This is a genomic window from Bradyrhizobium sp. OAE829, from assembly GCF_040546575.1.
In the GTDB taxonomy this organism is placed as follows: domain Bacteria; phylum Pseudomonadota; class Alphaproteobacteria; order Rhizobiales; family Xanthobacteraceae; genus Bradyrhizobium.
This window is the reverse complement of record NZ_JBEPOE010000001.1, coordinates 5,211,495-5,233,957: the sequence shown is the minus strand read 5'-3', so window position 1 is coordinate 5,233,957 and position 22,463 is coordinate 5,211,495. Positions and strand designations below refer to the sequence as shown.

Genomic DNA, 22,463 nt, shown 5'->3' with positions numbered 1-22,463 from the left:
GGGAAGAAAGGCGACAACCATGACCGCCCTCCCCGACATCCCCCTCCCCTCCGGCATTCGCTCCCGTTACGTCGACGGCATCAACGGCCTGCGCATGCATGTGCTGGAAGCCGGCTTCGAGACCCGCGGCCGGCCCTGCGTGCTGTTGCTGCACGGCTTTCCCGAGCTGGCCTTCAGCTGGCGCAAGATGATGCCGCAGCTGGCGGCCGCCGGCTATCACGTGATCGCGCCGGACCAGCGCGGCTATGGCCGCACCACGGGGTGGGATGCCAATTACGACGGCGATCTTGCCTCGTTCCGGCTCACCAATCTGGTGCGCGACGCGCTCGGGCTGCTGTCGGCTTTTGGCTATCGACACGTCGATGCCGTGTTCGGGCATGATTTCGGCTCGTCGGTCGCGGCCTGGTGCGCGCTGCTGCGGCCGGACGTATTCCGCTCGGTCGCGCTGATGAGCGCGCCATTTGCGGGCCCGCCGGCGCTGCCGTTCAACACCGCAGATGCACCGGCCAGGCATGCCGCGGAAGACCCCATCCACCGCGAACTGGCGGCGCTGCCGCGGCCGCGCAAACATTACCAATGGTACTATTCGACGCGCGAGGCCAACGCCAACATGCACCACGCGCCGCAGGGCGTGCATGATTTCCTGCGCGCCTACTACCATCACAAGAGCGCGGACTGGAAAGACAACGCGCCCTATCCGCTGAAATCGTGGACGGCGGCCGAAATCGCCAAACTGCCGACCTATTATGTGATGGATTTTGTAAAGGACATGGCCGCGACCGTCGCCGAGGAAATGCCCTCTGCCGCCGCGATCGCCGCGAACACATGGTTGCCGGACAGCGAACTCTCGTTCTACAGCGCCGAATATACCCGCACCGGTTTTCAGGGCGGCCTGCAATGGTACCGCTGCGGCACCTCCGGCGCGTTTCTGCCTGAATTGCAGACCTGGTCAGGCCGCACCATCGACGTGCCCTCGGCCTTCATCTCGGGCAAGCAGGATTGGGGCACCTATCAGCGCCCGGGCGTATTCGAGACCATGCAGTCGAAGGCCTGCACCAACATGATCGGCTGTCACCTCGTCGATGGCGCCGGCCATTGGGTGCAGCAGGAGCAGCCAGCCGAAGTGAGCCGGCTGCTGCTGCAGTTTCTGGAAAAGGCCAAATCTGTTCGCTGATGGTTTGAAAAGGGAACCGCGGCCGCCTACATCTGGAACTTCCGGAAATGGGGCGTCCGCGTGAAGAATTTTTCCGAACTGACCGAACGTGAAGTGCTGGCCGTTGCGATTTCCTCCGAAGAGGAGGACAGCCGCATCTACATGACGTTTGCGGAAGACCTCGCCGAGCGATATCCGGACTCAGCAAAACTGTTCCGGGAGATGGCGGAGGAAGAGACCGGCCATCGCCATCGGCTGCTCGAACTCTATCAGCAGCGCTTTGGGCCGCATCTGCCGCCGATCCGCCGCGAGGACGTCCGGGGATTCTTCAAGCGGCGTCCGATCTGGCTGACCAAAAACCTGCCGCTCGACACGATCCGTAAAGAGGTCGAGGTGATGGAGCTGCAGGCCGAGCAGTTTTACGTCAAGGCCGCCGAACAGGCCGAGGATGTCGGCGTACGCCGGTTGCTCGGCGACCTCGCCGAGGAGGAAAAGGGCCACGAGAAGCTCGCGGTGAAGCTCACCGACCAGATTCTCAGCCCCGACGTGCGCGCCGAGGAAGACAAGACGCGGCGGCGCGCCTTCGTGCTGCAATATGTCCAACCCGGTCTCGCCGGATTGATGGACGGCTCGGTCTCGACGCTGGCGCCGTTGTTCGCCGCTGCCTTTGCCACGCATCAGAACTGGCAGACGTTTCTGGTCGGCCTTGCCGCCTCGATCGGCGCAGGCATCAGCATGGGCTTTGCGGAAGCGCTGTCCGACGACGGCTCACTGACCGGGCGCGGCTCGCCGTGGCTGCGCGGGGCGGCAAGCGGCATCATGACCGCGCTCGGCGGCCTCGGCCACACCCTGCCCTATCTGGTGCCGGATTCCTGGCCCAACGCGTTCTGGATCGCGACCGCGGCGGCCGGCGTCGTGGTGTTCTTCGAACTATGGGCGATCGCCTTCATCCGCGCGAAATACATGGACACGCCGTTCCTGCAGGCCGTGTTCCAGATCGTTCTCGGCGGCGTGATCGTGCTCGGCGTCGGCATCCTGATCGGGGCGTCGTAGGCTCAGCTCACAGCAAGCTCGGCATCACTACGTCGGTGATGACTCGCCGCGGCGGCAAATTGGCATCCTTGGTGTTGTAGTTGCCGGCCGTGCTTGCGACCACCAGATCGAGCCCCGGAAATACAGTCAGCCGCTGGCCGCCATTGCCGGCGGCGTTCCACAAGTGCTGGTTGGAGCGCGGCATGGTCGGCGTCTCCATGGTGAAATCCAGATTGTACCATTGGTAGCCGTATTTCCGCTCTTCCTCGATCGGCACCACGGGCGAGGTGCTGCGCGCGATCCATTCCGCCGGCACGACGGAACGGCCTTCCCAGACACCGCCGCGCAGCGTCAGTTCGCCGATCCTGGCAAGATCGCGCGGCGTCATGCGGATGCCGGACGCCGCGATCAGTTCGCCGCGGTTGTCCGCGTGCCAGTCGGTCGGGCCGATCCCGATCGGATCGAACAAGGCTTCGCGCGCATAGGCGTGCAGCGATTTGCCCGTCCCCTTGGCGATCAGGCGTCCGAGCAGTGCGGTGGCGCCGCCATTATAGATCCAGCGCTGGCCGGGCTCCGTCACGATCGGCCGGTCGAGAATGTAGCGGTACCTATCCGGCGCCATGTCCATGGCGGTCTCGCTGTTGGCCGGATTGGTATAGGGCATCGATTCGTTCCAGTCGGTGCCCATCGTCATCGACAGCACATGATGCAACGTCCAGCGGCTTCGCGCAGGGTCGGCCGCAAGATCGGCGTATTCGGGAAACGATTGCATCAGGCGATCTTCCGGAGCCGGCACTTTGCCGGCGGCCAGCGCGATCCCGTACAACAGGCCGACGATGCTCTTGGACACCGAGCGCAGGTCGTGCAGCGTGTCCGGCTTGAACGAAACCATCCCCACTGGCCGGTTTCCCCTCGCGGTGTCCTCACCCTCGAAATAGCGCTCGAACACCAGCCGACCGCGCCTCACCACGACGACGCCATGGAGATTCCATATCCGCTTGTCCGCGATTGCCTTGTCGAGGCGCGCCGGCAGATCATCATCGAAGCCGGCTTCGCGGAGCGAAATCGACTGCCAGTCGGCGGCCGCGGCCGAAACGGGGCCGGCGGCCAGGGGGCCCATCAGTATCCCACACGCACCGGCCAGAAGCTGCCGGCGGTTGAACCTCGACACATTCACGATCCTGCCTCCCGCGGTTGGCGCGCGGCCGTCACAGGAATACAGCTTCATGTCCGACTTGTGACACCGTCGCCAAAGGGCTTCAACTTCCGTTGAGGTCGCCGATCTCCGGAAAGAACAGGTCTTTCCACGAGACCGGCTCGTTTTTGATGGTAGCGACCTTGCGCATGAATTTGGCGAATTTCATCGTCGCCGCCGGCGTCATGGTCCATTCGACATTGGAACCGGTGACGACCTTCGTCACCATTTCGAGCGGCAATTTGGAGCCCGAATCGTTGATCCAGCTTTGCGCCGTGCCCTTGGGATCGGCGGCGATGATCGAGGTGGCTTCCTTCACCGCGTCGAGGAAGGCGGCGTAGAGTTCGGGATTGTCCTTGCGGAACCGCGCCGAGGTCCATGCCACCGTGAAAGTATGCGGCCCCAGCACGTCGAACGAGGTCAATATGGTGCGGATGTTCTTCTGCTCGAGTTGCTGAAACTGGAACGGTGGCACGCTGAAGGCCGAGGACACGCCGCCCGCGCCGCTCAACAGCGCGATGGTCGCATCCGGCGGTGACATCGACACCGTCAGCGGATCAAGCTTGGCGTAGTTCGCCTCACCAAAAGCTTCCGCCGCCGCCATCTGCAACAGGACTGCCTGCACTGATACCTTGATCGAGGGCACCGCGATGCGATCGCGCTCGCTGAAATCCTTGATCGATTTGATATCGGGATTGGCGGTGTTCAGCAGAAACGGCTGCGAGGAGAGCGCGCAGATGCCCTTGACTTCAAACGAGGTGCCTTTGGTCTTGTCCCACAGCGTGATCAGGCCAGGCACGCCGCCGCTGACGATGTCGGTAGAGTTCGACAGCAGCGCCTCGTTCATCGCCACCGGGCCGTTGAAGCGCTGCCAGGACACCTTGAAGTCCTTCAGGCCGCGTTGCGACGCGTATTTCTCGATGAGCTTGTCGCGCTTCATGACGTTGAATTGCAGGTAGCCCATCGAAAACTGTTCGGCCAACCTGATTTCGGCCGCACCGGCCGTCGTCGTTGCGCTGCCGATGGCGAAAGCGATCGCGACAGCTGCCACCCAAGTGGTCCTCATGGACGTCTCCCGTCTTTTCATTTTTTATTGATCGGGAGACTAGCGCGCGAAAGGCGTGCGCGCCAATAGCATTGGCAGCATGGCCGCCCCGCCGCTGTACAGCTATTGCTCTTGCGGCGCCCTACCAAACTGAGCATCATCGCCGCCGCATCAAGAACAGACCGGGAGCAAGCCTTGGCCAAGTCGCAATGGAGCTTCAAGACCGCCGTTGAACTATCGGCAGCGCTCGCTGCAAAAAAGGTTTCCGCCGTCGAGCTGGCGCAGGATGCGATCGGCCGCATCGAACGACACGATTCCAGGATCAACGCGATCTGCGTGCGCGATTTCGACAGCGGCCTCGCCGCGGCGCGTGCCGCCGATGCGGAACTGGCGCGCGGCGTCAGCAAACCGCTGCTCGGCATCCCCATGACGGTGAAGGAATCCTTCAACATCGCGGGCCTGCCCACGACCTGGGGCATCCCGGCGCAGAAGGATTTCAAGCCGACCGAAGACGCGCTCCCCATATCGCGCGTCAAGGAAGCCGGCGGCGTGATCCTCGGCAAGACCAACGTGCCGCTCGGGCTCGCCGACTGGCAGAGCTACAACGACATCTACGGCACGACAAACAATCCGTTCGATCTCGGCCGAACGCCGGGCGGCTCGTCCGGCGGATCGTCGGCGGCACTTGCGGCCGGCTATGGCGCGCTTTCGCTCGGCTCCGATATCGGCGGCTCGCTGCGCGTGCCGGCGTTTCACTGCGGCATCTATGCGCACAAGCCGACCTTCGACCTCGTGGCCATGCGAGGCCACACGCCGCCGCCCTTCCCGCCGCTGCCGTCCAACCGCGATCTTTCCGTGATCGGACCGATGGCGCGCGGCGCGGCCGATCTCTCGCTATTGCTCGATGTGATGGCCGGCCCCGATCCGCTCGACGCCGGCAAGGGTTACAGGCTGGAGCTACCAGCGGCGCGCCACACCGCGCTGAAGGATTTTCGCGTGCTGCTGATCGACACCGATCCGCTGATGCCGACCGACAAGGCCGTGCGCGGAACGCTGGAAGCACTTGCCGCCAATCTTGCCAAGGCCGGCGTCAAGGTCGAGCGCCAAAGCCGGCTGTTGCCGGACTTCGCCGCATCATCCCGGCTCTATATGCGGATGCTGCTGTCGTTCCTCTCCGCATCCTATGCGCCCGAGATCTATGCCGGCGCGCAGGCCGCCGCGGCCTCACTTCCGGCCGACGACATCAGCCTCGGCGCCGAACGGCTGCGCGGCATCGCGCTCAGCCATCGCGACTGGCTGATGGCGGACGGCGGACGCGTGCGTCTGCGCGCGCAGTGGCGCGAGCTGTTCAAGACGTTCGATGCCGTGATCTGCCCGATCATGCCGACACCGGCCTATCCGCACGATCACTCGGCCGACCAGGAACAACGACGCATCAGGATCGACGGCAAGGATTACGTCTATCCGGATCAGCTCGCCTGGCCCGGCATCGCCACCCTGCCCGGCCTGCCCTCCACCGCAATCCCGACCGGCTTCGCGCCGGACGGATTGCCGATCGGCGTCCAGATCGTCGGCCCCTGGCTGGAAGACCGCACGCCGCTAAAACTCGCCGAACTGATCGAGCGCGAATTCGGCGGGTTCAAGCCGCCGCCGATGCTGGATGATTGATGGGCGAAACTTACCTGCGACGTCATTGCCTATGGCGCGTGGCGATCCATAATCGCCCGAACAAGCCGAAGGAAAAGCTATGAGCCAGGATATCGAACAACTCACCGCGCTGAACCGCGACTATATCGACTCGGTGCAGAACAGCGACGTCAAACGCTTCGACCAGATCCTGGCGCAGGACTTCTACTGCTCCAATCCCGACAAGACGCTGATCGACCGCGCGGCGTTCCTCAAGCAGACCGCGGTGCCGGTGACGATCCGGAATCTCAGAGCGGAGGACGTGAAGATTCGCATCCTCGGCGATTTCGCCATCATCCACGCCGCGACGCGCTATACGATGGCGGATGGGCAGGAAGGTCGTGGGCGGTATACGGACTGCTGGGCGAAACAGGACGGGAAGTGGCTCGCGGTTTCGGCGCATGTGTCGCGGTGACGCCACGACCTCAGCTGTCGTCCCGGCGAAGGCCGGGACCCATAACCACCAGCGGCAATTGCTTTTGCACGCTGGTCGTTATCTTCCTTGCTTAGCCACGATGGCCGCGGCGTATGGGTCCCGGCGTTCGCCGGGACGACACAGATTTTTGCGCTGCGTAACTCACGCATCGAACATGATCACGCTGCGCACGGTTTTCCCTGCCTTCATGTTGGCAAAGCCCTCGTTGATCTCGCTCAGTTTCAGCTTGGCCGAAATCCAGTCTTCGAGATGCAGCTTGCCGCGCATGTAGAATTCGACCAGGCGGGGCATGTCGACGCGGAAATGGTTGGAGCCCATCGAGGAGCCCTGGATCCGGCGTTCGCGCAGGAAGTCGAAGCCGTGCAGCTCGATCTTCTGGCCGAACGGGATCATGCCGACGATGGTCGCGGTGCCGCCGGCGGCCAGCATCGCGAACGACTGCTCCGCGGTTTCCTTGCGGCCCAAGACTTCGAACGAGTGGTTGACGCCGCCCTTGGTGAGTTCGCGCACCTGCTGCACGACATCGCCGTTGCGGGGATCGACGATGTCGGTGGCGCCGAGCTTGGTCGCCAGCTGCAGTTTGGCGGGATTGGTGTCGATCGCGATGATGCGGCCGGCGCCGGCGATCGCAGCGCCGTTGATCGCGGCCATGCCGACACCGCCGCAGCCGATCACCGCGACGGTTTCACCGGCGGTGACCTTGGCGGTGTTCACGACCGCGCCGTAACCGGTGATGACGCCGCAGCCGATCAGCGCAGCCAGTTCGAGCGGCATATCGTTGCGGATTTTGACGATGGCGTTTTCGTGCACCAGCATCTGCTCGGCGAACGACGACAGATTGAGGAACTGGTTGAGTTTCTCCGAGCGCGCCCAGGACAGCCGGTTGGACACGCCTGGCAGCATTTTCACCGTCGTGTCGGTGCAGAGCACGGTGCGGCCGGTGGTGCAATTGTCGCAGGTGCCGCAGAACACCGACAGGCAGGTCACGACGTGATCGCCGGGTTTAACATAGGTGACGTCGGAGCCGACTTTCTCCACCACGCCGGCCGATTCATGGCCGAGCACCGCGGGCAGCGGATGCGGATAGAGCCCTTCCATGAAATGCAAATCAGAGTGACAGAGGCCGGCGACGCGCGTGCGGATCAGGACTTCGCGCGGACCGGGATTCGGCACGCTGACATCCTCGATCACGAGCGGCTGATTGACTTCATGCAGAACGGCGGCCTTCATCGGGTACTCCCTTGATTGTTGTTCTTGAACTCACGAAGCCTACGCTGCGGTGAGCAATTCGCCAACCTCGGTCATCCCTACCGCGCGTTCGCCGAGCAGGTGCTCCGTGATCGCACGCTGCGTGGCATTTTCCGCCAAGCGGAACGGATCGGACGCAGAGACCCGGTGATCGATCACCATGCGCGAAAGCAGCAGCCGTCTGGCGTCGCCGCGCATCTCATGGATGCGGCCGCCCTCCCACGACAAGGCCACGGCGCTGGCGACATGATAAAGCAGGCTGGTCGCACGCCGCGCATCGCCTTCGTTATCCGACTTGCTGGCGACCTCGCGCGCAAAACCGATAGCGCGGTCGGTGAGGTCCCGCAGGCGATTGCGCCAGGCCTGCGGCACATTGGCGCTGTCGTCGAGGCGGGCATGCAGATCGGCGGCGAGCGCGGCATCGGCGCCGTGACGGCCGACCGCACGCTTCAGCGCATCAATCGCGACGATATTGCCGGTGCCTTCCCAGATCGAACCGAGATGTGCGTCGCGCAACAGGCGCGCGGTAGCGAATTCCTCAATGTAGCCGATGCCGCCGCGCATCTCCAAGGCATCGCCGCAGACCTTGCGGGCGTCGCGGGTGGCGCGGAATTTCAGCGTCGGCGTCAGGATGCGCAGCAATGCTGCCGCGTCCTGGCTGCCGGCTTCAGCGCGATCAAGCGCGTCAGCGGTAAGGAAGCTCATCGACAGCGCCTGTTCGGTTGGCAGCATGATCTTCATCAATTGCCGCCTTGCCAGCGGCAGATCGATGATGCGCTGGCCAAACACCACACGATTTTTCGCCACCATCATCGCGTCATGACAGGCGCGCCGCATCAGCGCGGTGGATTTGACGCCGTTGGAAAGCCTGGACGAATTGACCATCTCGGCCATCTGCACAAAGCCGCGATCGAGCTTGCCGACGGCATAGGCAATCGCGCCTTCGAGCTTGATCTCGCCCGAAGCCATCGAGCGGGTGCCGAGCTTGTCCTTTAGCCGAACGATCCGGTAGTGGTTTTGCGACCCATCCTCAAGCCGCCGCGGCATCAGGAACAGACCTACGCCACGCGTGCCGGGCCCCGCGCCTTCCGGGCGCGCCAGCAGCATCACCACTTCGGCGTCGGCGTTGGAGCAGAACCATTTCTCGCCATGCAGCCGCCAGTGATCGCCTTCCGGCACGGCCGTCGTGGTGAGCGTGCCGACGTCGGAACCGCCTTCCTTCTCGGTCATGAACTGGCCACCCTGGGTCAGCTTGCTCATGTCGGTTTGCGTCAGGCCGTCGAGATATCGCGCCTTCAGCGCTTCGCTGCCGAAATTATTCAACAGCTTGGCGCAGCCGTCGGTGACGTTGATCGGACAGCCCATGCCGAACTCGGCCTGATTGAACAGGAACGTAAAGGCGTGCTTGGCGACGACAGGATATTTGTCCGGCCATCCCATGATGCCCTTGCGGATCGACAGCGCGTGAATGCCGAACTCGCCGAACGCTGCCTTCTCCAGCTCGCGATAGGCCGGATGATATTCGATATACTGGGAATCGCGACCAAAACGGTCGCGCTGGTGCAGCACCGGCGTGTGGCGATCGGCCAGCCGCGCGCATTCGTCGAGGTGCCCGCCGGCCAGTTCGCCGAGCCGGTCGAGATGCGGTTCGATGTGGCGGAACAATGCCTCCGGCAAATGCAGCCTCAGCAGATCGGTCAGCGCCGGATCGGCCCGGTAGAAGTTCATCCCCGAGGTATCAGGCGCAAGCAATCCTGGCTTGTCGGCCGCGGCCGTGCTGCGATCATGCGTGAGAGGCTGCTGCATATTTATCTCTTGTTCGTTCCGCCCGATATTGATCATCTACCGATAGCGCAGGCGATCAAGCCGTCAACAAGCATAATTGGAGGGTCACCCCATGGCGGACGGATATCAGCCTCGCCATGACCCGGCGGGTTGTCTGGCGGAATTACGCCCCTAAATACTTGTTCCCGGTCATTTCTGGAGAGCCGCCATGCCGACCCCGCCAACCTACAAGACCGCCCTGATCGTCGGCGCCGGCGAGGGATTGAGCGCATCGCTGGCGCGATTGTTCGCCAGGGAGAAAATCCGCGTCGCGCTGGCAGCCCGCAAAATCGAAAAACTCGGCGCGCTGTGCACCGAAACCGGCGCCCGCGCCTATGCCTGCGACGCCACCAACGCCGACGACGTCGAACGGCTGTTCGGTCAGGTCGAGCGCGAGATCGCGACACCCGATGTCGTCGTCTATAACGCCAGCGGACGGGCGCGCGGCCCCTTTACCGACCTCGTGCCCGCCGACGTCGCCAACGCGATCGCGGTCAGCGCCTTCGGCGGTTTCCTGGTGGCGCAGCAGGCGGTGACGCGCATGCTGCCCAACAAGCACGGCGCGATCCTGTTCACCGGCGCCTCCGCCAGCGTCAAGGGCTATCCGCAGTCAGCCCCGTTCGCGATGGGCAAGTTCGCCCTGCGCGGCCTTGCCCAGAGCATGGCGCGTGAACTATCGCCGCAGGGTATTCACGTCGCGCATTTCGTCATCGACGGCGGCATCCGCAGCGCTGCCCGCACCGAGCCCGCCGACCGGCCGGACTCGATGCTCGACCCTGACGCCATTGCGTTGAGTTACTGGAACGTGCTGCAACAGCCGCGCAGTGCCTGGACCTGGGAACTGGAATTGCGGCCGTGGGTGGAGAAGTTTTAGGGAATGCGTAAGGTGGGCAAAGGCGCGCTTGCGCCGTGCCCCCCATCCATCGCCGGACTGAGGGTCAATGGTGGGCACGCTGCGCTTTGCCCACCCTACGAAAAACAACAACTGGGGGAAGCATGACCGAAATCACCGTCGACACCGGCACCAATGAATTGCTGTGCGTGATCCGCGACCGTGTCGCCATCATCACGCTGAACCGCCCCGAGGCGCGCAACGCGATGTCGGATAATCTGACGCCGGCGCTGCGCAACATGATCAAGACCTGCGGCGAGAATCCGGAAGTCGGCGCGCTGCTGCTCACCGGCGCCGGAACGGCATTTTGCGCCGGCGGCAACGTCAAGGGCATGGGCGCCAACCGCGACAAGAAGAAGCTCGAAATGTCGCATGACGAGCGGGTCGCCGATCTGCAGGAACGGCAGCGCCTGCTGACCGGCGCCCTGGCCTCGGTGCGCAAGCCGACCATTGCTGCCCTGCCCGGCCCCGCGGTCGGCGCCGGGCTTGCGCTGGCGATGGCCTGCGACATCCGTATCGCCGCACAATCGGCCTTCCTTTCCACCGGCTATCTCAAGGTGGGCCTGAGCGGCGACTATGGCATCGCCTGGCTGCTGACGCGTCTCGTCGGCACCGCGCGGGCGCGCGAATTGATGTTCACCTGCGAGCGGGTCGATGCCGACAGGTGCGAGACGATCGGCCTCGTCAATCGCGTGGTCCCGGACGACAAGCTGCAGGCCGAAGCCTTTGCGCTTGCCAGATCGATCGCGGAAGGCCCGACGATCGCAATCCGCTATATGAAGGACAATCTCGACGAAGCCCTGATGTTCGACTTCGCCACCGCGCGCGACCATGAGGCCGAGCGCATGATCCGCACCCAGGTGACGGCAGATCACAAGGAAGCAGTGCAGGCCTTCATCGAAAAGCGCAAGCCGGTGTTCAAAGGCAGTTGAGAGGCTAGCTTATCGGGTTCTCGGCAAACAGCCGCGCTACCATCACCGAATCCAGATAGGCGCGCACGCGCACGATCTTGTTGTTCCTGAAATAGCAGACCCAGCAATAGTGGTTGTCGAATCGAAAGCCGTTCCTGGCGGTCGCTTCCGAATGCAACTCCACTATCGCGACATCGTCATCCACGATCAGATTGTCGACGTGCAATTGCGCGCCATTGGGCAACACCTTGCCGAGCTTCGCAAAGGTCCCGGCAATGAAATCGGCCTTTGATGTGTAGTGGCCGGCGAGCGGATGCGTGCCCATCACGATCCAGTCGACATCGTCAGTGACATGGCCAAAGAATGCTGCGCCGTCGCCATGCTCGAGGCCGGCAAAGATCTTCCGCACGAATTCAGCATCGACTGACATGCGCCGCCCTCCGCTCGGTGGGGCAAGGCTAAACGGGGCTGGCGCGGTTTTCAATCGATAGCCGCCAGCCCTCGCCCAACCTCTGTCATGCCCGTGACGTCCTTGCATTCGCGCGCGGCGTGACCGACGCGCCCGCGGCGCGCGCAAAATCGACGAACGCCCGCAGCGCCGCCGGCAGCTGGCGACGGCTCGGATAATACAGGAAGAAGCCGGGATAGGCGGGACACCAGTCGGCGAGTACGCGTACGAGCTTGCGGTTCGCGATCAATTCCTCAACCTGACCTTCGAATACGAAGGCGAGGCCCGTCCCCTCCAGCGCCGCATCCACCATCAGATCCTGGTCGTTCAGCGTCAGCGGGCCCTCGACGTCGATTTCGACCTCGATGCCGCCACGCTCGAATTCCCAGCGATAAACCGCGCCGCCGGAGAAGCGGTAGCGGATGCACGGCATGACCTTGAGATCATGCGGCGTCACCGGTGGCTTGTGCCGCTTGAAATAGCCGGGCGAGCCGATCACCGCAAAACGATGCCGCGGGCCGATCGGCACCGCGATCATGTCGGCGGCGACCGTCTCGCCAAACCTGACGCCGGCGTCGAAGCCGGCCGAAACCATGTCGATCAGCGCGTCGTTGATCACGATCTCGACGCTGACGTCGGGAAATTCCTTCAGAAATTCCGTCACGATCGGCAACAGCACCAATTGAGTGGATTGCCGGGCGGCATTGAAGCGCAAAGTGCCGGCCGGCTTGCCGCGAAAATTATTCAGGTCCTCGAGCGCGTCGTCGATGTCGCGAAACGCCGGGCTGATGCGCGTGAACAGGCGCTGGCCGGCCTCGGTCAGCGCGACGCTGCGGGTGGTGCGGTTGATCAGGCGCAGATCAAGCCGCTCCTCGATATTGCGCAACGCGTGGCTGAGCGCCGAGGCCGAGACGCCAAGCTCGGTCGCCGCCGCGCGCAAGCTGCGGTGCCGGGCGATCGCAAGGAAGGTCGCGAGGTCGGAGGGGTCGATCCGCATTGATGAATTTTGCTCAGTAGCTTGTGGAATATTTAGCGGATTATCTCACTTATGGCCAGCCGCTATTGCTTGCCCATCAGCCCGGCGAGAGCGCTGGGCAGCAACGAAAAGGGCTAAGAACATGCGTGTCTGGTTCATCACGGGAGCTTCCCGGGGGTTTGGCGCTTTGATCGCGGAAGCCGCTTTGAAAGCGGGCGATGCGGTGGTTGCGACTGCCCGCGACCCCTCCACCGTCACCGCCCGGCTCGGTTCGCATGAGCGTTTATTGGCGACCCGCCTCGACGTCACCAGCGAGGCCGAGGCCCACGAGGCCGCGGGCGCGGCGGTTCGCAAGTTCGGCCGCATCGATATCCTGGTCAACAACGCCGGCTACGGCCTCTTGGGCGCGATCGAGGAAGCCAGCGCCGCGGAGACGGTAAAGCTGTTCGGCACAAACGTGTTCGGCCTGCTCGGCGTTACCAGAGCGGTGCTGCCGCATATGCGCCGGCAGCGCGCGGGCCACGTCATCAACATCTCGTCGGTCGGCGGCTACGCTGGTTTTCCCGGCTGGGGCGTCTACGGCGCGACCAAATTCGCGGTCGAGGGCATTTCCGAAGCGCTGGCCGGCGAAGTAGCGCCGCTCGGGATCGATGTCACCGTGGTGGAGCCAGGTTTTTTCCGCACCGATTTTCTCGACGAATCCTCGCTGGCGCGCACCGCGCAGCATATCGAGGATTACGCCGACAGCGTCGGCAAGACCCGCGCGCATGCTGATGACGTCAACCACGGCCAGCGCGGCGATCCCCGCAAGCTGGCGCCAGGCCTTCATCAGGCTTGCCAACACCAAGACGCCGCCGCTGCGGCTGCCGCTCGGCAGCGACACGGTGGAGCGGATCGAAGCCAAGAACGCCTTTGTCGCCAAGGAGCTCGCGGCCTGGCGCGAGGTTTCGACTTCGACCGACTGGACTGAAGAGGCTGCGTGAATGTTGCCGAACGCCGAGGCATAAAAATAGCCCGGTTCTGGCTAGCCAGAACCGGGCCTAGTTTCGTCAAACCGCAACCGAGGACATAGTGGCCTGGCGGGAGAGGGCGGCAAGACGCCAGCTTGCACAGGGGATGTCTTGCGGTTCGACGTCGATATGCTTTTCAAAGCGCACCAGCTTCCAGTCGCCGGGGGTCGGCATGAAGGCGTAGCTGGACTTGCGGGCGAGGCCGATCATGGCCTCATTGGAACGCAGGGTGTCGCCGAACAAACGGTCAGCTCCAAACGAAGCGGCGCGGCATTCGAGATTTTTCAACACCGCCTTGCCGATGCCGTGGCCCTGCCAGCGGTCGTCAACCGACATGCCGAATTCGATGCTGCCGTTCTCGAACGCGTAGCGGGCTTCGCCGACGATGATCTCATGGCCATCGACCAGCATGGTCGCGACCACGCTGAAGCGGTCAGCTTCGCCGATATGGATGAAATCCTCGAGCACCGACGGCGGCAGTTCGCGCGTGGCGCCGAGAAAGCGGTTGTAGCGGGAGCGGATCGTCAGCGCGCGGAAATAGCTTTGCAAAGCCTCGGCATCGCGCGGCTCGACGAAACGCACGGTCAGGGCCGCGCCGCTGCGCGCGCGCAGCACGTCCGAATATTGCCTGAGATCGTCGAAACGCATCGTCGTCATCGCACGCTCCCGTCGCTCGAAAAGAATGGCCGGCGTCCCCCTGATGAGGCGACGCCGGCCTGGCTGCCTTTAGGCCCGCCAGAATGGTTTTGAGGCTTCGTAGACGGCATCGCCGTGGGAGACGCCGATATCGTGGAGTTCCCGGTCGGACCAGTTGGCCAGTTCCCGGCGAGCCGCGGAACGCTGCCGCCAGACATGGATCAGTTCGGCAACCTGGCTGAAAAGGCTCTGTCCATGATGATTTATCATCGATTCATGCGTGAAAGTAGACATTTGAAGCTCCTATCTCTAATCTGTTGTCGCTAATATCTGCGCTACCAAGGCCTTTCACAAACGACACTTTGTACCGCTTCGGATGATAAAAACTCATATATCGAGGATGTGCTGGAGATGACCGCCAGGCTGCCGTCGCTGAATGGGTTGCGCGCCTTCGAGGCTGCCGCCCGGCATCTGAGTTTCACGCAGGCGGCGGCCGAGCTGAACGTCACGCAGACCGCGATCAGCCATCAGATCAAACGGCTGGAAGAAGAGCTCGGCGTCCGCCTGTTCGTGCGCCAGAACCGGGCGCTGACGCTGACGCCGCAGGCGGTGGATTACCTGCCCGGCATCCGCGCCGCCTTCAACGACCTGCGGCTCGCCACCGATCGGCTGCTGCGCAAGGACGACGACCATGTGCTGACGGTTTCGACGCTGGCCTCGCTTGCCGCCAAATGGCTGCTGCCGCGCCTTTCCGCGTTCCAGGAAGCGCATCCCGGGATCGACGTGCGCATCACCACCTCGACCAATCTGGTCGACTTCCAGCGCGACAATGTCGATGCCGCGATCCGCTACGGCCGCGGCCAGTGGGCGGGATTGCGCGCCGACTGGCTGATGGCGGACGAGCTGTTTCCGGTATGCAGCCCAAATCTCTTGAAGGGCAGCAAGCCGCTGAAATGCCCCGAAGACCTCCGCGACCACGTGCTGCTGCATACCAGCAACTTCAACAGCGACGACTGGCGGCTGTGGCTGACGGCGGCCGGCCTGCCGGCGGACTTTTCCAAACAGCCGGGCGTGACCTTCGATCTCATCTTCATGACGGTGCAGGCCGCGATCGACGGCCTCGGCGTCGCGATGGGCCGCTCGGCCTATGTCGAGGACGACATCGCCAAGGGTCGCCTCGTCGTGCCCTTCAAGATCACGCTGCCGACCGATGCCGGGTTCTATCTGGTCTCGCCCGCGGGACGAACGGACCCGCCGAAATTGTCGGCGTTCCGGCAATGGCTGGTTGCCTCGGTACAGAACAAGCCCTGAAAGACCGACATTCCGCGTTCTCAGGGCACCTTCCACGTTTTGCGGGTTGCCGCCACGCTTAACTGTGCCAAATTGTCGCATCAAGCAGGCTAACTGTCTCGGCCAACGAGGCTTTTTGCGCTGGCGGCAACACAGCGGGAGGACGGCGTCATGGCGCAGGCAAGTGGTTCGGAAATACCGCAAATCAAATCGCGTGTCGGCGCCATCCTGCGCGCAACCAGCGGCAACTTCCTCGAGCAGTTCGATTTCTTCCTGTTCGGATTTTACGCCAGCGCCATCGCGAAGGCGTTCTTTCCTGCCCAGAACGAAACGACGGCGCTGCTGAATGCGTTCGGGGTGTTCTGGCTCGGCGCGCTGATGCGCCCGGTCGGCGCCATCGTGCTCGGCGCCTATATCGACCGCATCGGCCGGCGCCGGGGTTTGATCGTGACGCTCGGGATCATGGCGATCGGGACGGTCGTGATCGCCTTCTGTCCGGGGTATGAGACGATCGGAATCGCCGCTCCAATCATCGTGCTGCTTGGCCGGTTGCTGCAGGGATTTTCCGCCGGCGTCGAACTCGGCGGCGTCTCGGTCTATCTGGCGGAGATCGCCACCCCCGGCAACAGGGGCTTCTACACCTCGTTTCAATCTTCCAGCCAGCAGGTCGCCATTTTTGTCGCCGCGATCCTCGGCTATGTGCTGAGCGAGGTGATGCCGGCCGAAACGGTTGCGGCGTGGGGCTGGCGCATTCCATTCTTCATCGGCTGCCTCATCATTCCCTTCATTTTCGTGCTGCGGCGGACGCTGGAAGAAACACCCGAGTTCCTGGCCATGAAAAAGCATCCGAGCGCATCGGAAGTGTTCGCGTCCGCGGTGGCAAACTGGCGCATCGTCATTCTCGGCATGATGATGGCGGTGTTGACCACCACGACCTTCTACTTCGTCACCGTCTACACGCCGACCTTCGGCAAGACCGTGCTGAAGCTGTCCACGCCGGACGCCCTCCTCGTCACCCTGCTGTGGCCAATTTCATCTGGAATCCGGTCGGCGGCGCGCTGTCCGACCGGATCGGGCGCAAGCCGGTATTGCTGGCGATTGCATGCCTGTCCCTGGTGACCGCCTATCCGGCGCTGCACTGGCTGATCGCGGCGCCCACATTCGGCAAGATGCTCGCCGTCGAAATGATGTTCGCGTTCTATTTCGGCGTTTACAGCGGCACCATGCTGGGCGCGCTGGTCGAGGTGGTGCCGGCGCATGTCCGAACCACCTGTTTCTCGCTGGCCTTTGCGCTCGCCGCGGGCCTGTTCGGGACGTTTACGCCATTTGCGTCGACCTGGCTGATCGATCACACCGGCGACAAGGCATCCCCCGCCTACTGGCTGATGTGCGCCGCGGCGCTCGGCATCATCGCAGCGCTCGCCATCTATCGCGGCGGAGAAACCATCGCGACCCGCGACGCCGTCCCCGCCTAGAGCGTTGCAGGGAAACCCTGACGGTTCATTCCGCGATGCGCGCCGTATCCGACATTGTCGCATGTCGCGCGGCAGCCAATTTGATTTCCATGCAAACAACGATAACAAGAGCGCATGGTGGATTTGAAACGCAGGTTCGATGTTCTGGTGATCGGCGGCGGCAACGCTGCGCTGTGCGCCGCGATCAGCGCCCGCAGGGCCGGCGCCTCGGTGCTGGTGCTGGAGGGCGCGCCGAAATTCTATCGCGGCGGCAATACCCGCCACACCCGCAACATGCGCTGCGCCCATGACGCCGCGACCGCCATTCTCACCGGGCCCTACACCGAGGAGGAATTCTGGCAGGATCTGTTGCTGGTGACCGGCGGCGAGACCGACGAAGAGCTGGCAAAATTCATGATCCGGGAGTCCAAGGACATCCTGGACTGGATCGTCGAACAGGGCGTGCGCTGGCAGCCGTCGCTCGGCGGCACGCTCAGCCTCGGCCGCACCAATTCGTTCTTCCTCGGCGGCGGCCGCGCGATGCTGAACGCGCTTTATCTGACCGCCGAGCAACTCGGCGTCCAGATCCTCTATGACGCCGAGGTCGCTGATCTCCACATCGAGGACGGCATGTTCCTGGCAGCTCACCTGAAGCAGCCGATCGACGGGGCCACCGAAATCCGCGCCTCGGCGCTGGTCGCCGCGGCCGGCGGGTTTGAGGCCAACATCGAATGGCTGAAGGAATATTGGGGCGAGGCCGCCGACAACTTTCTCATTCGCGGCACGCCCTATAATCGCGGCTCGATCCTGAAAATGCTGCTGGCCAAGGGTGTGCAGGACATCGGCGATCCCACCCAATGCCATGCGGTCGCGATCGACGCCCGCGCGCCGAAATTCGACGGCGGCATCATCACGCGGCACGACTCGGTCGTGTTCGGCATCGTCGTCAACAAGCACGCCCAGCGCTTCTACGACGAGGGTGAGGACATCTGGCCGAAGCGCTACGCAATCTGGGGCCGGCTGGTGGCGGCCCAGCCCGACCAGATCGCCTACATCATTTTCGATTCGGCCGTGGTGACGAGCTTCATGCCGACGCTGTTCCCGCCGATCGCGGGCGACACCGTCGCCGAACTCGCAACCAAGCTTGAGCTCGACCCGGTCGCACTGGAAAAGACCATCACCGATTTCAACGCCGCGGTGCAGCCCGGCACATTCGACCACACCATCCTGGATGATTGCCGCACCGAAGGCATCACGCCGCAAAAAACGCATTGGGCGCGCAAGATCGAGGCCGCGCCGTACCTCGCCTATCCGGTGCGGCCCGGCATCACCTTTACCTATCTCGGCACCCGCGTGAACAAGCAGTCGCGCATGCTGATGAAGGACGGCAAGCCTTCCGCCAACATGTTCGCCGCCGGCGAAATCATGGCCGGCAACGTGCTCGGCAAGGGCTACGCCGCCGGCATCGGCATGACCATCGGCAGCGTGTTCGGACGGGTGGCGGGACGGGAAGCGGCGAAGAATGCGAAAAACTAACGGCCGCCAAGACTCATGAGAGGGTTCATGTCGCGATTTGCTTTTCTTTCCATTGCAGCCCTTCTGATGACGGGCGCGGCCAACGCCGCCGAGCCGATCGCGCTGCGCGACATGGGCTCGTTCCATGTCGGCGGCCGCTTGGTCGAAATCTCCGGCAAGCCGGTCAAGGAAGTGACGTTTACGCCGGGCGGCGTGCCCGCCAAGGTCGATCCGAACGGCACCTACCAGGTCGAACAGATGTACGTGCAGTATTTTCTGCCCGCCGTTGAGAAGGGAGCCTATCCGCTGCTGATGTGGCACGGCGGCGGGCTGACCGGCGTCACCTATGAGACCACGCCGGACGGACGCGAAGGCTGGCTGAACTATTTTCTGCGCAAGGGCTGGGCCGTCTACAATTCGGATGCGGTCGAGCGCGGCCGCGCTGGCTGGGCGCAATATCCTGACATCTTCAAGAGCGAACCGGTGTTCCTCACGACAGCCAATCCGTTCGAGCGCTTTCGCATCGGCGACGGCGCCGGTTCCTACAATTCCGATCCGGCCAAGCGCAAGCTGCTGCCGGGCAATCAGTTCCCGAACGACGGCTATGAGAACTTCGTCAAGCAGAACGTGCCACGCTGGACCACCACCGATGATGCGATCATTGCCGCCTATATCGCCGAGATCGACCGCGTCGGCCCCTCCATCATCCTGTTCCACAGCCAGGCCGGCAGCTTCGGCTTCAAGGTGGCGCAGGCGCGGCCCGACAAGGTCAAGGCGCTGATCGCGATCGAGCCCGCCGGGGTCGGCGATCCCGCCAAGGTCGATGTACTCAAGAACATTCCGACGCTGATCGTCTATGGCGACTATATCGAGCAGGACTCGCGCTGGCCGAAGATCCGCGCCACCGGCGTCGCCTTTGCGGAAGGCATCAAGGCCGCGGGCGGCAGCGTTGATGTCGTCGACCTGCCGAAGGCCGGCATCAACGGGAATTCGCACATGGTGATGATGGACAAGAACAACGCCGAGGTAGCTGGCCTGATCCAGAAATGGCTCGAAGGCAAGGGTCTCACCAAGTAACGGACGCTTCGAAAGCATAGCGTTTTCAAGCGAAGTGGCCACCGGTTCGCGTGAAGAAAACGCGTCAGACAAGAAGAGCACCGCGCAATGCACGGAACTAGAATTCTGGAGGAGGCGGACCGCCTGATGACGGTCTGCAATTCCTGCCGCTATTGCGAGGGGCTCTGCGCGGTATTTCCGGCGATGGAGATGCGCCGCGCGTTTTCCGACGGCGACCTCAATTACCTCGCCAATCTCTGCCATAGCTGCGGCGCGTGCTACACCGATTGCCAGTTCTCGCCGCCGCATGAATTCAATGTCAATGTGCCGCAGACGCTGGCCGTCGCGCGGAACGAGTCCTATGCTGCTTACGTCTGGCCGCGCGCCTTTTCCGGCGCCTTCGCGAGCAACGGCCTCGTGATCAGTATCGTTGCCGCGCTCAGCGTCGCCGCCTTCATCTTCGGCTTTGCCGCCTTCCACGACCGGCAAGTGCTGTTCGGCGTCCACACCGGGCCGGGCGCGTTCTACAAGTTGATGCCGCACAACGCGATGGCGGCGCTGTTCGGCGCCGCCTTCCTCTATGCGATCGTGGCGCTTGTCATGGGCGTGCGCGCGTTCTGGCGCGATATCGGCGAGCCCATCGGCATGCGCGCCGATGCGGGCTCGATCTGGCAGGCGATCCGCGACGCTGGCGAGCTGCGTTATCTCGACGGCGGCGGCGTCGGCTGCTTCAACGAGGACGATCGCCCGACCGACCGCCGCAAGATCTATCACCACCTCACCTTCTACGGTTTCGGGCTGTGCTTTGCCTCGACCAGTGTCGCGACGCTCTATCATTATTTCCTGGCGCGTCAGGCGCCCTACCCGTGGTGGGACCTGCCGGTGGTGCTGGGCACGCTCGGGGGCATTGGGCTGTTGATTGGACCGGTGGGACTGCTCCTCGAAAAATGGAAGCGCGATCCTGTGCTGGTCGATGAAAAACGCCTCGGCATGGATGTCGCGTTCATCGTGATGCTGTTCCTGACCAGCCTGACCGGCATGGCGCTCTTGTTCTTGCGCGCAACGCCGGCGATGGGTCCGCTACTGGCGCTGCATCTCGGCGTGGTGTTCTCGCTGTTCATCACCATGCCTTATGGGAAATTCGTGCACGGCATCTATCGCTTCGTCGCTCTGGTGCGTTATGCACGGGAGCGGCGGATGATGGGGCATGTTTGACTCGGCACCTCCGACGTCGTCATTGCGCTTCTCAGCTCTCTCCACGCGTCGGCCCGGTGATTTCTGCTGTCATCCTCCGCGAAAGCGGGGGATCCAGTACGCCGCGGCTTCTCGGCTCAATCATTGCGGTCTCTGGAATACTGGGTCCCCGCCTTCGCGGGGACGACAATTGTGGGTGTGACACACACCTCGACGATCTCGCGACGCATTGCGCCCGAGCTTTGCCAGAAACTTCCCGCCCTCCAATGAGAGGGCGCAGGGAAGATCGGGTGCGCGCTGCACCCGCGGTCTCGTGTGCGGTTTGCACAAAACAAAGTGCACACGAGCATACAGGGCAGCGGAGAACACCCGGCCTTCCCTGCGCAATGGCTTTACGGCTTATGCCGTGATCTCCCCGGAGACGAGTTCTTGGTTGACTCCGTCGCTGCCGTTTCCGCTTGCGCTTCTCCGACAACTTGACGCCGGCAACGGGCGCCAGGACCACACGGTTTTGCCGTACGCCCACCTGCGCCCATCGTCGAAGCGCAAACAGGCGTCCACCGCAACCCGCCCAACGTCCGTGACGACGGCCGACGCCCTTCTGACCAGGACGGGATGGCCAAACACATACCTCTGATTTTCATTCTGGTAAACAGAAATATTTTTTATTTCGGGGCTTGACACGACTTCCGTAAATCGGAAGTTACCTGCCCTCGTCGGCCGATCGACGACATTCTGCCCCGACCGACCCGGTTAGGCCCGTTGCGGACAAGCCTTTGTTGCCGCATCATCCAAATCATGAACGCTCACGTACGCTACCTTACCCATCCGCAGGTGAAAATAGATCCGTCTCTCCCTGTTCCGAGATGGGGATTGAGTGAGGTCGGAAGAATGCGCACCGAAGCGCTGGCGAAGGCTGGATGGCTATCGGAGACAACGCAGATCATCTCCAGCGCAGAGCTGAAGGCAATTGAAACAGCCGAGATTATCGGCCGGGAATTGAACCTCACGGTGGAAGTGAAGGAGGCAATGCACGAGAACGATCGGTCGGCTACGGGTTTCTTGCCACCTGAAGAGTTCGAATTGGTTGCCGATCAGTTTTTCGCGCAACCCCTTGTCAGCATCCGGGGGTGGGAGCGGGCCGTCGACGCCCAACTGCGGATCACGCGCGAGGTCGAACACGTCCTGGCGCGAAAGCAAACGGGCGACGTGCTGTTCGTGGGCCACGGCGCTGTAGGGACCCTATTGTTCTGCCACTATTCCGGTTTTGCGATTGATCGAACGCACGATCAACCCGCCGGCGGCGGGCATTACTTCACGTTCGCTCGGGACGGGCGACAGGTACTTCATCCATGGCGTCCGATGGAATACTGACCCGGCGCATGAACGGTCGACGTCCGCTTGCGCCTTGCCCGAACCGGTGGCGGCTTTGAACGCGATGATGGCTTGAATGGCGGGCTTC

General features: G+C 63.2%; 21 protein-coding genes and 1 pseudogene. 14 read left to right on the top strand and 8 right to left on the bottom strand.

Annotated elements, in window-relative coordinates; all coding sequences use genetic code 11:
* Window positions 1-19: 19 nt before the first annotated feature.
* Together ABIE49_RS25125 and mbfA are read left to right on the top strand one after the other, a co-directional pair.
* Complete coding sequence (locus ABIE49_RS25125) at window positions 20-1,174, top strand: alpha/beta hydrolase (protein ID WP_192737066.1); 1,155 nt, start codon at window positions 20-22, stop codon at window positions 1,172-1,174.
* 60 nt (window positions 1,175-1,234) lie between these two features.
* A complete protein-coding gene (gene mbfA / locus ABIE49_RS25120) occupies window positions 1,235-2,206 on the top strand; it encodes an iron exporter MbfA (RefSeq protein WP_192737065.1) in 972 nt (323 codons plus the stop codon).
* Between the two features lie 7 nt (window positions 2,207-2,213).
* Here mbfA and ABIE49_RS25115 read toward each other — a convergent pair whose 3' ends face one another.
* Window positions 2,214-3,362: a serine hydrolase domain-containing protein gene (locus ABIE49_RS25115; protein WP_210337330.1), complete on the bottom strand. Its 1,149-nt coding sequence runs from the start codon at window positions 3,360-3,362 to the stop codon at window positions 2,214-2,216.
* Window positions 3,363-3,444: 82 nt separating this feature from the next.
* On the bottom strand, window positions 3,445-4,446 hold the full coding sequence (locus ABIE49_RS25110) for an ABC transporter substrate-binding protein (protein ID WP_192737064.1): 1,002 nt from the start codon (window positions 4,444-4,446) through the stop codon (window positions 3,445-3,447).
* 174 nt (window positions 4,447-4,620) lie between these two features.
* Here ABIE49_RS25110 and ABIE49_RS25105 point away from each other — a divergent pair, with 174 nt between their 5' ends.
* Window positions 4,621-6,093 (top strand): amidase, encoded by a 1,473-nt coding sequence (locus tag ABIE49_RS25105; protein ID WP_192737063.1) that lies wholly within the window; start codon window positions 4,621-4,623, stop codon window positions 6,091-6,093.
* A gap of 79 nt (window positions 6,094-6,172) precedes the next feature.
* Window positions 6,173-6,526 (top strand): nuclear transport factor 2 family protein, encoded by a 354-nt coding sequence (locus ABIE49_RS25100; protein WP_192737062.1) that lies wholly within the window; start codon window positions 6,173-6,175, stop codon window positions 6,524-6,526.
* Window positions 6,527-6,688: 162 nt separating this feature from the next.
* On the opposite strand, the gene ABIE49_RS25095 is transcribed toward ABIE49_RS25100, so the two are convergent.
* On the bottom strand, window positions 6,689-7,777 hold the full coding sequence (locus ABIE49_RS25095) for a Zn-dependent alcohol dehydrogenase (RefSeq protein ID WP_192737061.1): 1,089 nt from the start codon (window positions 7,775-7,777) through the stop codon (window positions 6,689-6,691).
* Window positions 7,778-7,816: 39 nt separating this feature from the next.
* On the bottom strand, window positions 7,817-9,601 hold the full coding sequence (locus ABIE49_RS25090) for an acyl-CoA dehydrogenase family protein (protein WP_192737060.1): 1,785 nt from the start codon (window positions 9,599-9,601) through the stop codon (window positions 7,817-7,819).
* Between the two features lie 187 nt (window positions 9,602-9,788).
* Here ABIE49_RS25090 and ABIE49_RS25085 point away from each other — a divergent pair, with 187 nt between their 5' ends.
* A complete protein-coding gene (locus ABIE49_RS25085; protein ID WP_192737059.1) occupies window positions 9,789-10,493 on the top strand; it encodes an SDR family NAD(P)-dependent oxidoreductase in 705 nt (234 codons plus the stop codon).
* Between the two features lie 122 nt (window positions 10,494-10,615).
* Window positions 10,616-11,443, top strand: a complete 828-nt coding sequence (locus ABIE49_RS25080; protein WP_192737058.1) for an enoyl-CoA hydratase — start codon at window positions 10,616-10,618, stop codon at window positions 11,441-11,443.
* A gap of 4 nt (window positions 11,444-11,447) precedes the next feature.
* On the opposite strand, the gene ABIE49_RS25075 is transcribed toward ABIE49_RS25080, so the two are convergent.
* Window positions 11,448-11,852 carry a nuclear transport factor 2 family protein gene (locus ABIE49_RS25075; protein WP_192737057.1) on the bottom strand — a complete coding sequence of 135 codons (405 nt, stop codon included), beginning with the start codon at window positions 11,850-11,852 and terminating at the stop codon, window positions 11,448-11,450.
* 85 nt (window positions 11,853-11,937) lie between these two features.
* The gene (locus ABIE49_RS25070; protein WP_192737056.1) at window positions 11,938-12,867 is read right to left on the bottom strand and encodes a LysR family transcriptional regulator; all 930 of its coding nucleotides are present in this window, start codon (window positions 12,865-12,867) and stop codon (window positions 11,938-11,940) included.
* A 121-nt stretch (window positions 12,868-12,988) separates the two neighbouring features.
* On the opposite strand from ABIE49_RS25070, the pseudogene ABIE49_RS25065 reads away from it, so the two are divergent.
* Window positions 12,989-13,829: pseudogene (locus ABIE49_RS25065) on the top strand (oxidoreductase).
* Window positions 13,830-13,895: 66 nt separating this feature from the next.
* Here ABIE49_RS25065 and ABIE49_RS25060 read toward each other — a convergent pair.
* Entirely contained in the window at window positions 13,896-14,513 is a 618-nt protein-coding gene (locus ABIE49_RS25060; protein WP_192737054.1) for a GNAT family N-acetyltransferase, read from the bottom strand.
* A 69-nt stretch (window positions 14,514-14,582) separates the two neighbouring features.
* Window positions 14,583-14,786, bottom strand: a complete 204-nt coding sequence (locus ABIE49_RS25055; protein WP_192737053.1) for a DUF1127 domain-containing protein — start codon at window positions 14,784-14,786, stop codon at window positions 14,583-14,585.
* A gap of 117 nt (window positions 14,787-14,903) precedes the next feature.
* On the opposite strand from ABIE49_RS25055, the gene ABIE49_RS25050 reads away from it, so the two are divergent.
* The 7 genes from ABIE49_RS25050 (at window position 14,904) to ABIE49_RS25020 (ending at window position 22,375) form a co-directional block, all read left to right on the top strand.
* Window positions 14,904-15,803, top strand: coding sequence for a transcriptional regulator GcvA (locus tag ABIE49_RS25050; RefSeq protein WP_192737052.1), 900 nt, complete (start codon window positions 14,904-14,906; stop codon window positions 15,801-15,803).
* Window positions 15,804-15,953: 150 nt separating this feature from the next.
* Entirely contained in the window at window positions 15,954-16,901 is a 948-nt protein-coding gene (gene tcuC / locus ABIE49_RS25045) for a tricarballylate/proton symporter TcuC (protein ID WP_354066973.1), read from the top strand.
* Window positions 16,805-17,257: an MFS transporter gene (locus ABIE49_RS25040; RefSeq protein WP_354066972.1), complete on the top strand. Its 453-nt coding sequence runs from the start codon at window positions 16,805-16,807 to the stop codon at window positions 17,255-17,257. Before tcuC ends, ABIE49_RS25040 begins: the two co-directional genes overlap by 97 nt.
* 114 nt (window positions 17,258-17,371) lie before the next feature.
* Window positions 17,372-18,772, top strand: coding sequence for an FAD-dependent tricarballylate dehydrogenase TcuA (gene tcuA, locus ABIE49_RS25035; protein ID WP_192737051.1), 1,401 nt, complete (start codon window positions 17,372-17,374; stop codon window positions 18,770-18,772).
* 27 nt (window positions 18,773-18,799) lie between these two features.
* Window positions 18,800-19,828, top strand: coding sequence for an alpha/beta hydrolase (locus tag ABIE49_RS25030; RefSeq protein WP_192737050.1), 1,029 nt, complete (start codon window positions 18,800-18,802; stop codon window positions 19,826-19,828).
* Window positions 19,829-19,915: 87 nt separating this feature from the next.
* Entirely contained in the window at window positions 19,916-21,022 is a 1,107-nt protein-coding gene (gene tcuB, locus ABIE49_RS25025; RefSeq protein ID WP_192737049.1) for a tricarballylate utilization 4Fe-4S protein TcuB, read from the top strand.
* A gap of 777 nt (window positions 21,023-21,799) precedes the next feature.
* Window positions 21,800-22,375: a histidine phosphatase family protein gene (locus ABIE49_RS25020; protein ID WP_192737048.1), complete on the top strand. Its 576-nt coding sequence runs from the start codon at window positions 21,800-21,802 to the stop codon at window positions 22,373-22,375.
* Window positions 22,376-22,463: the final 88 nt, after the last annotated feature.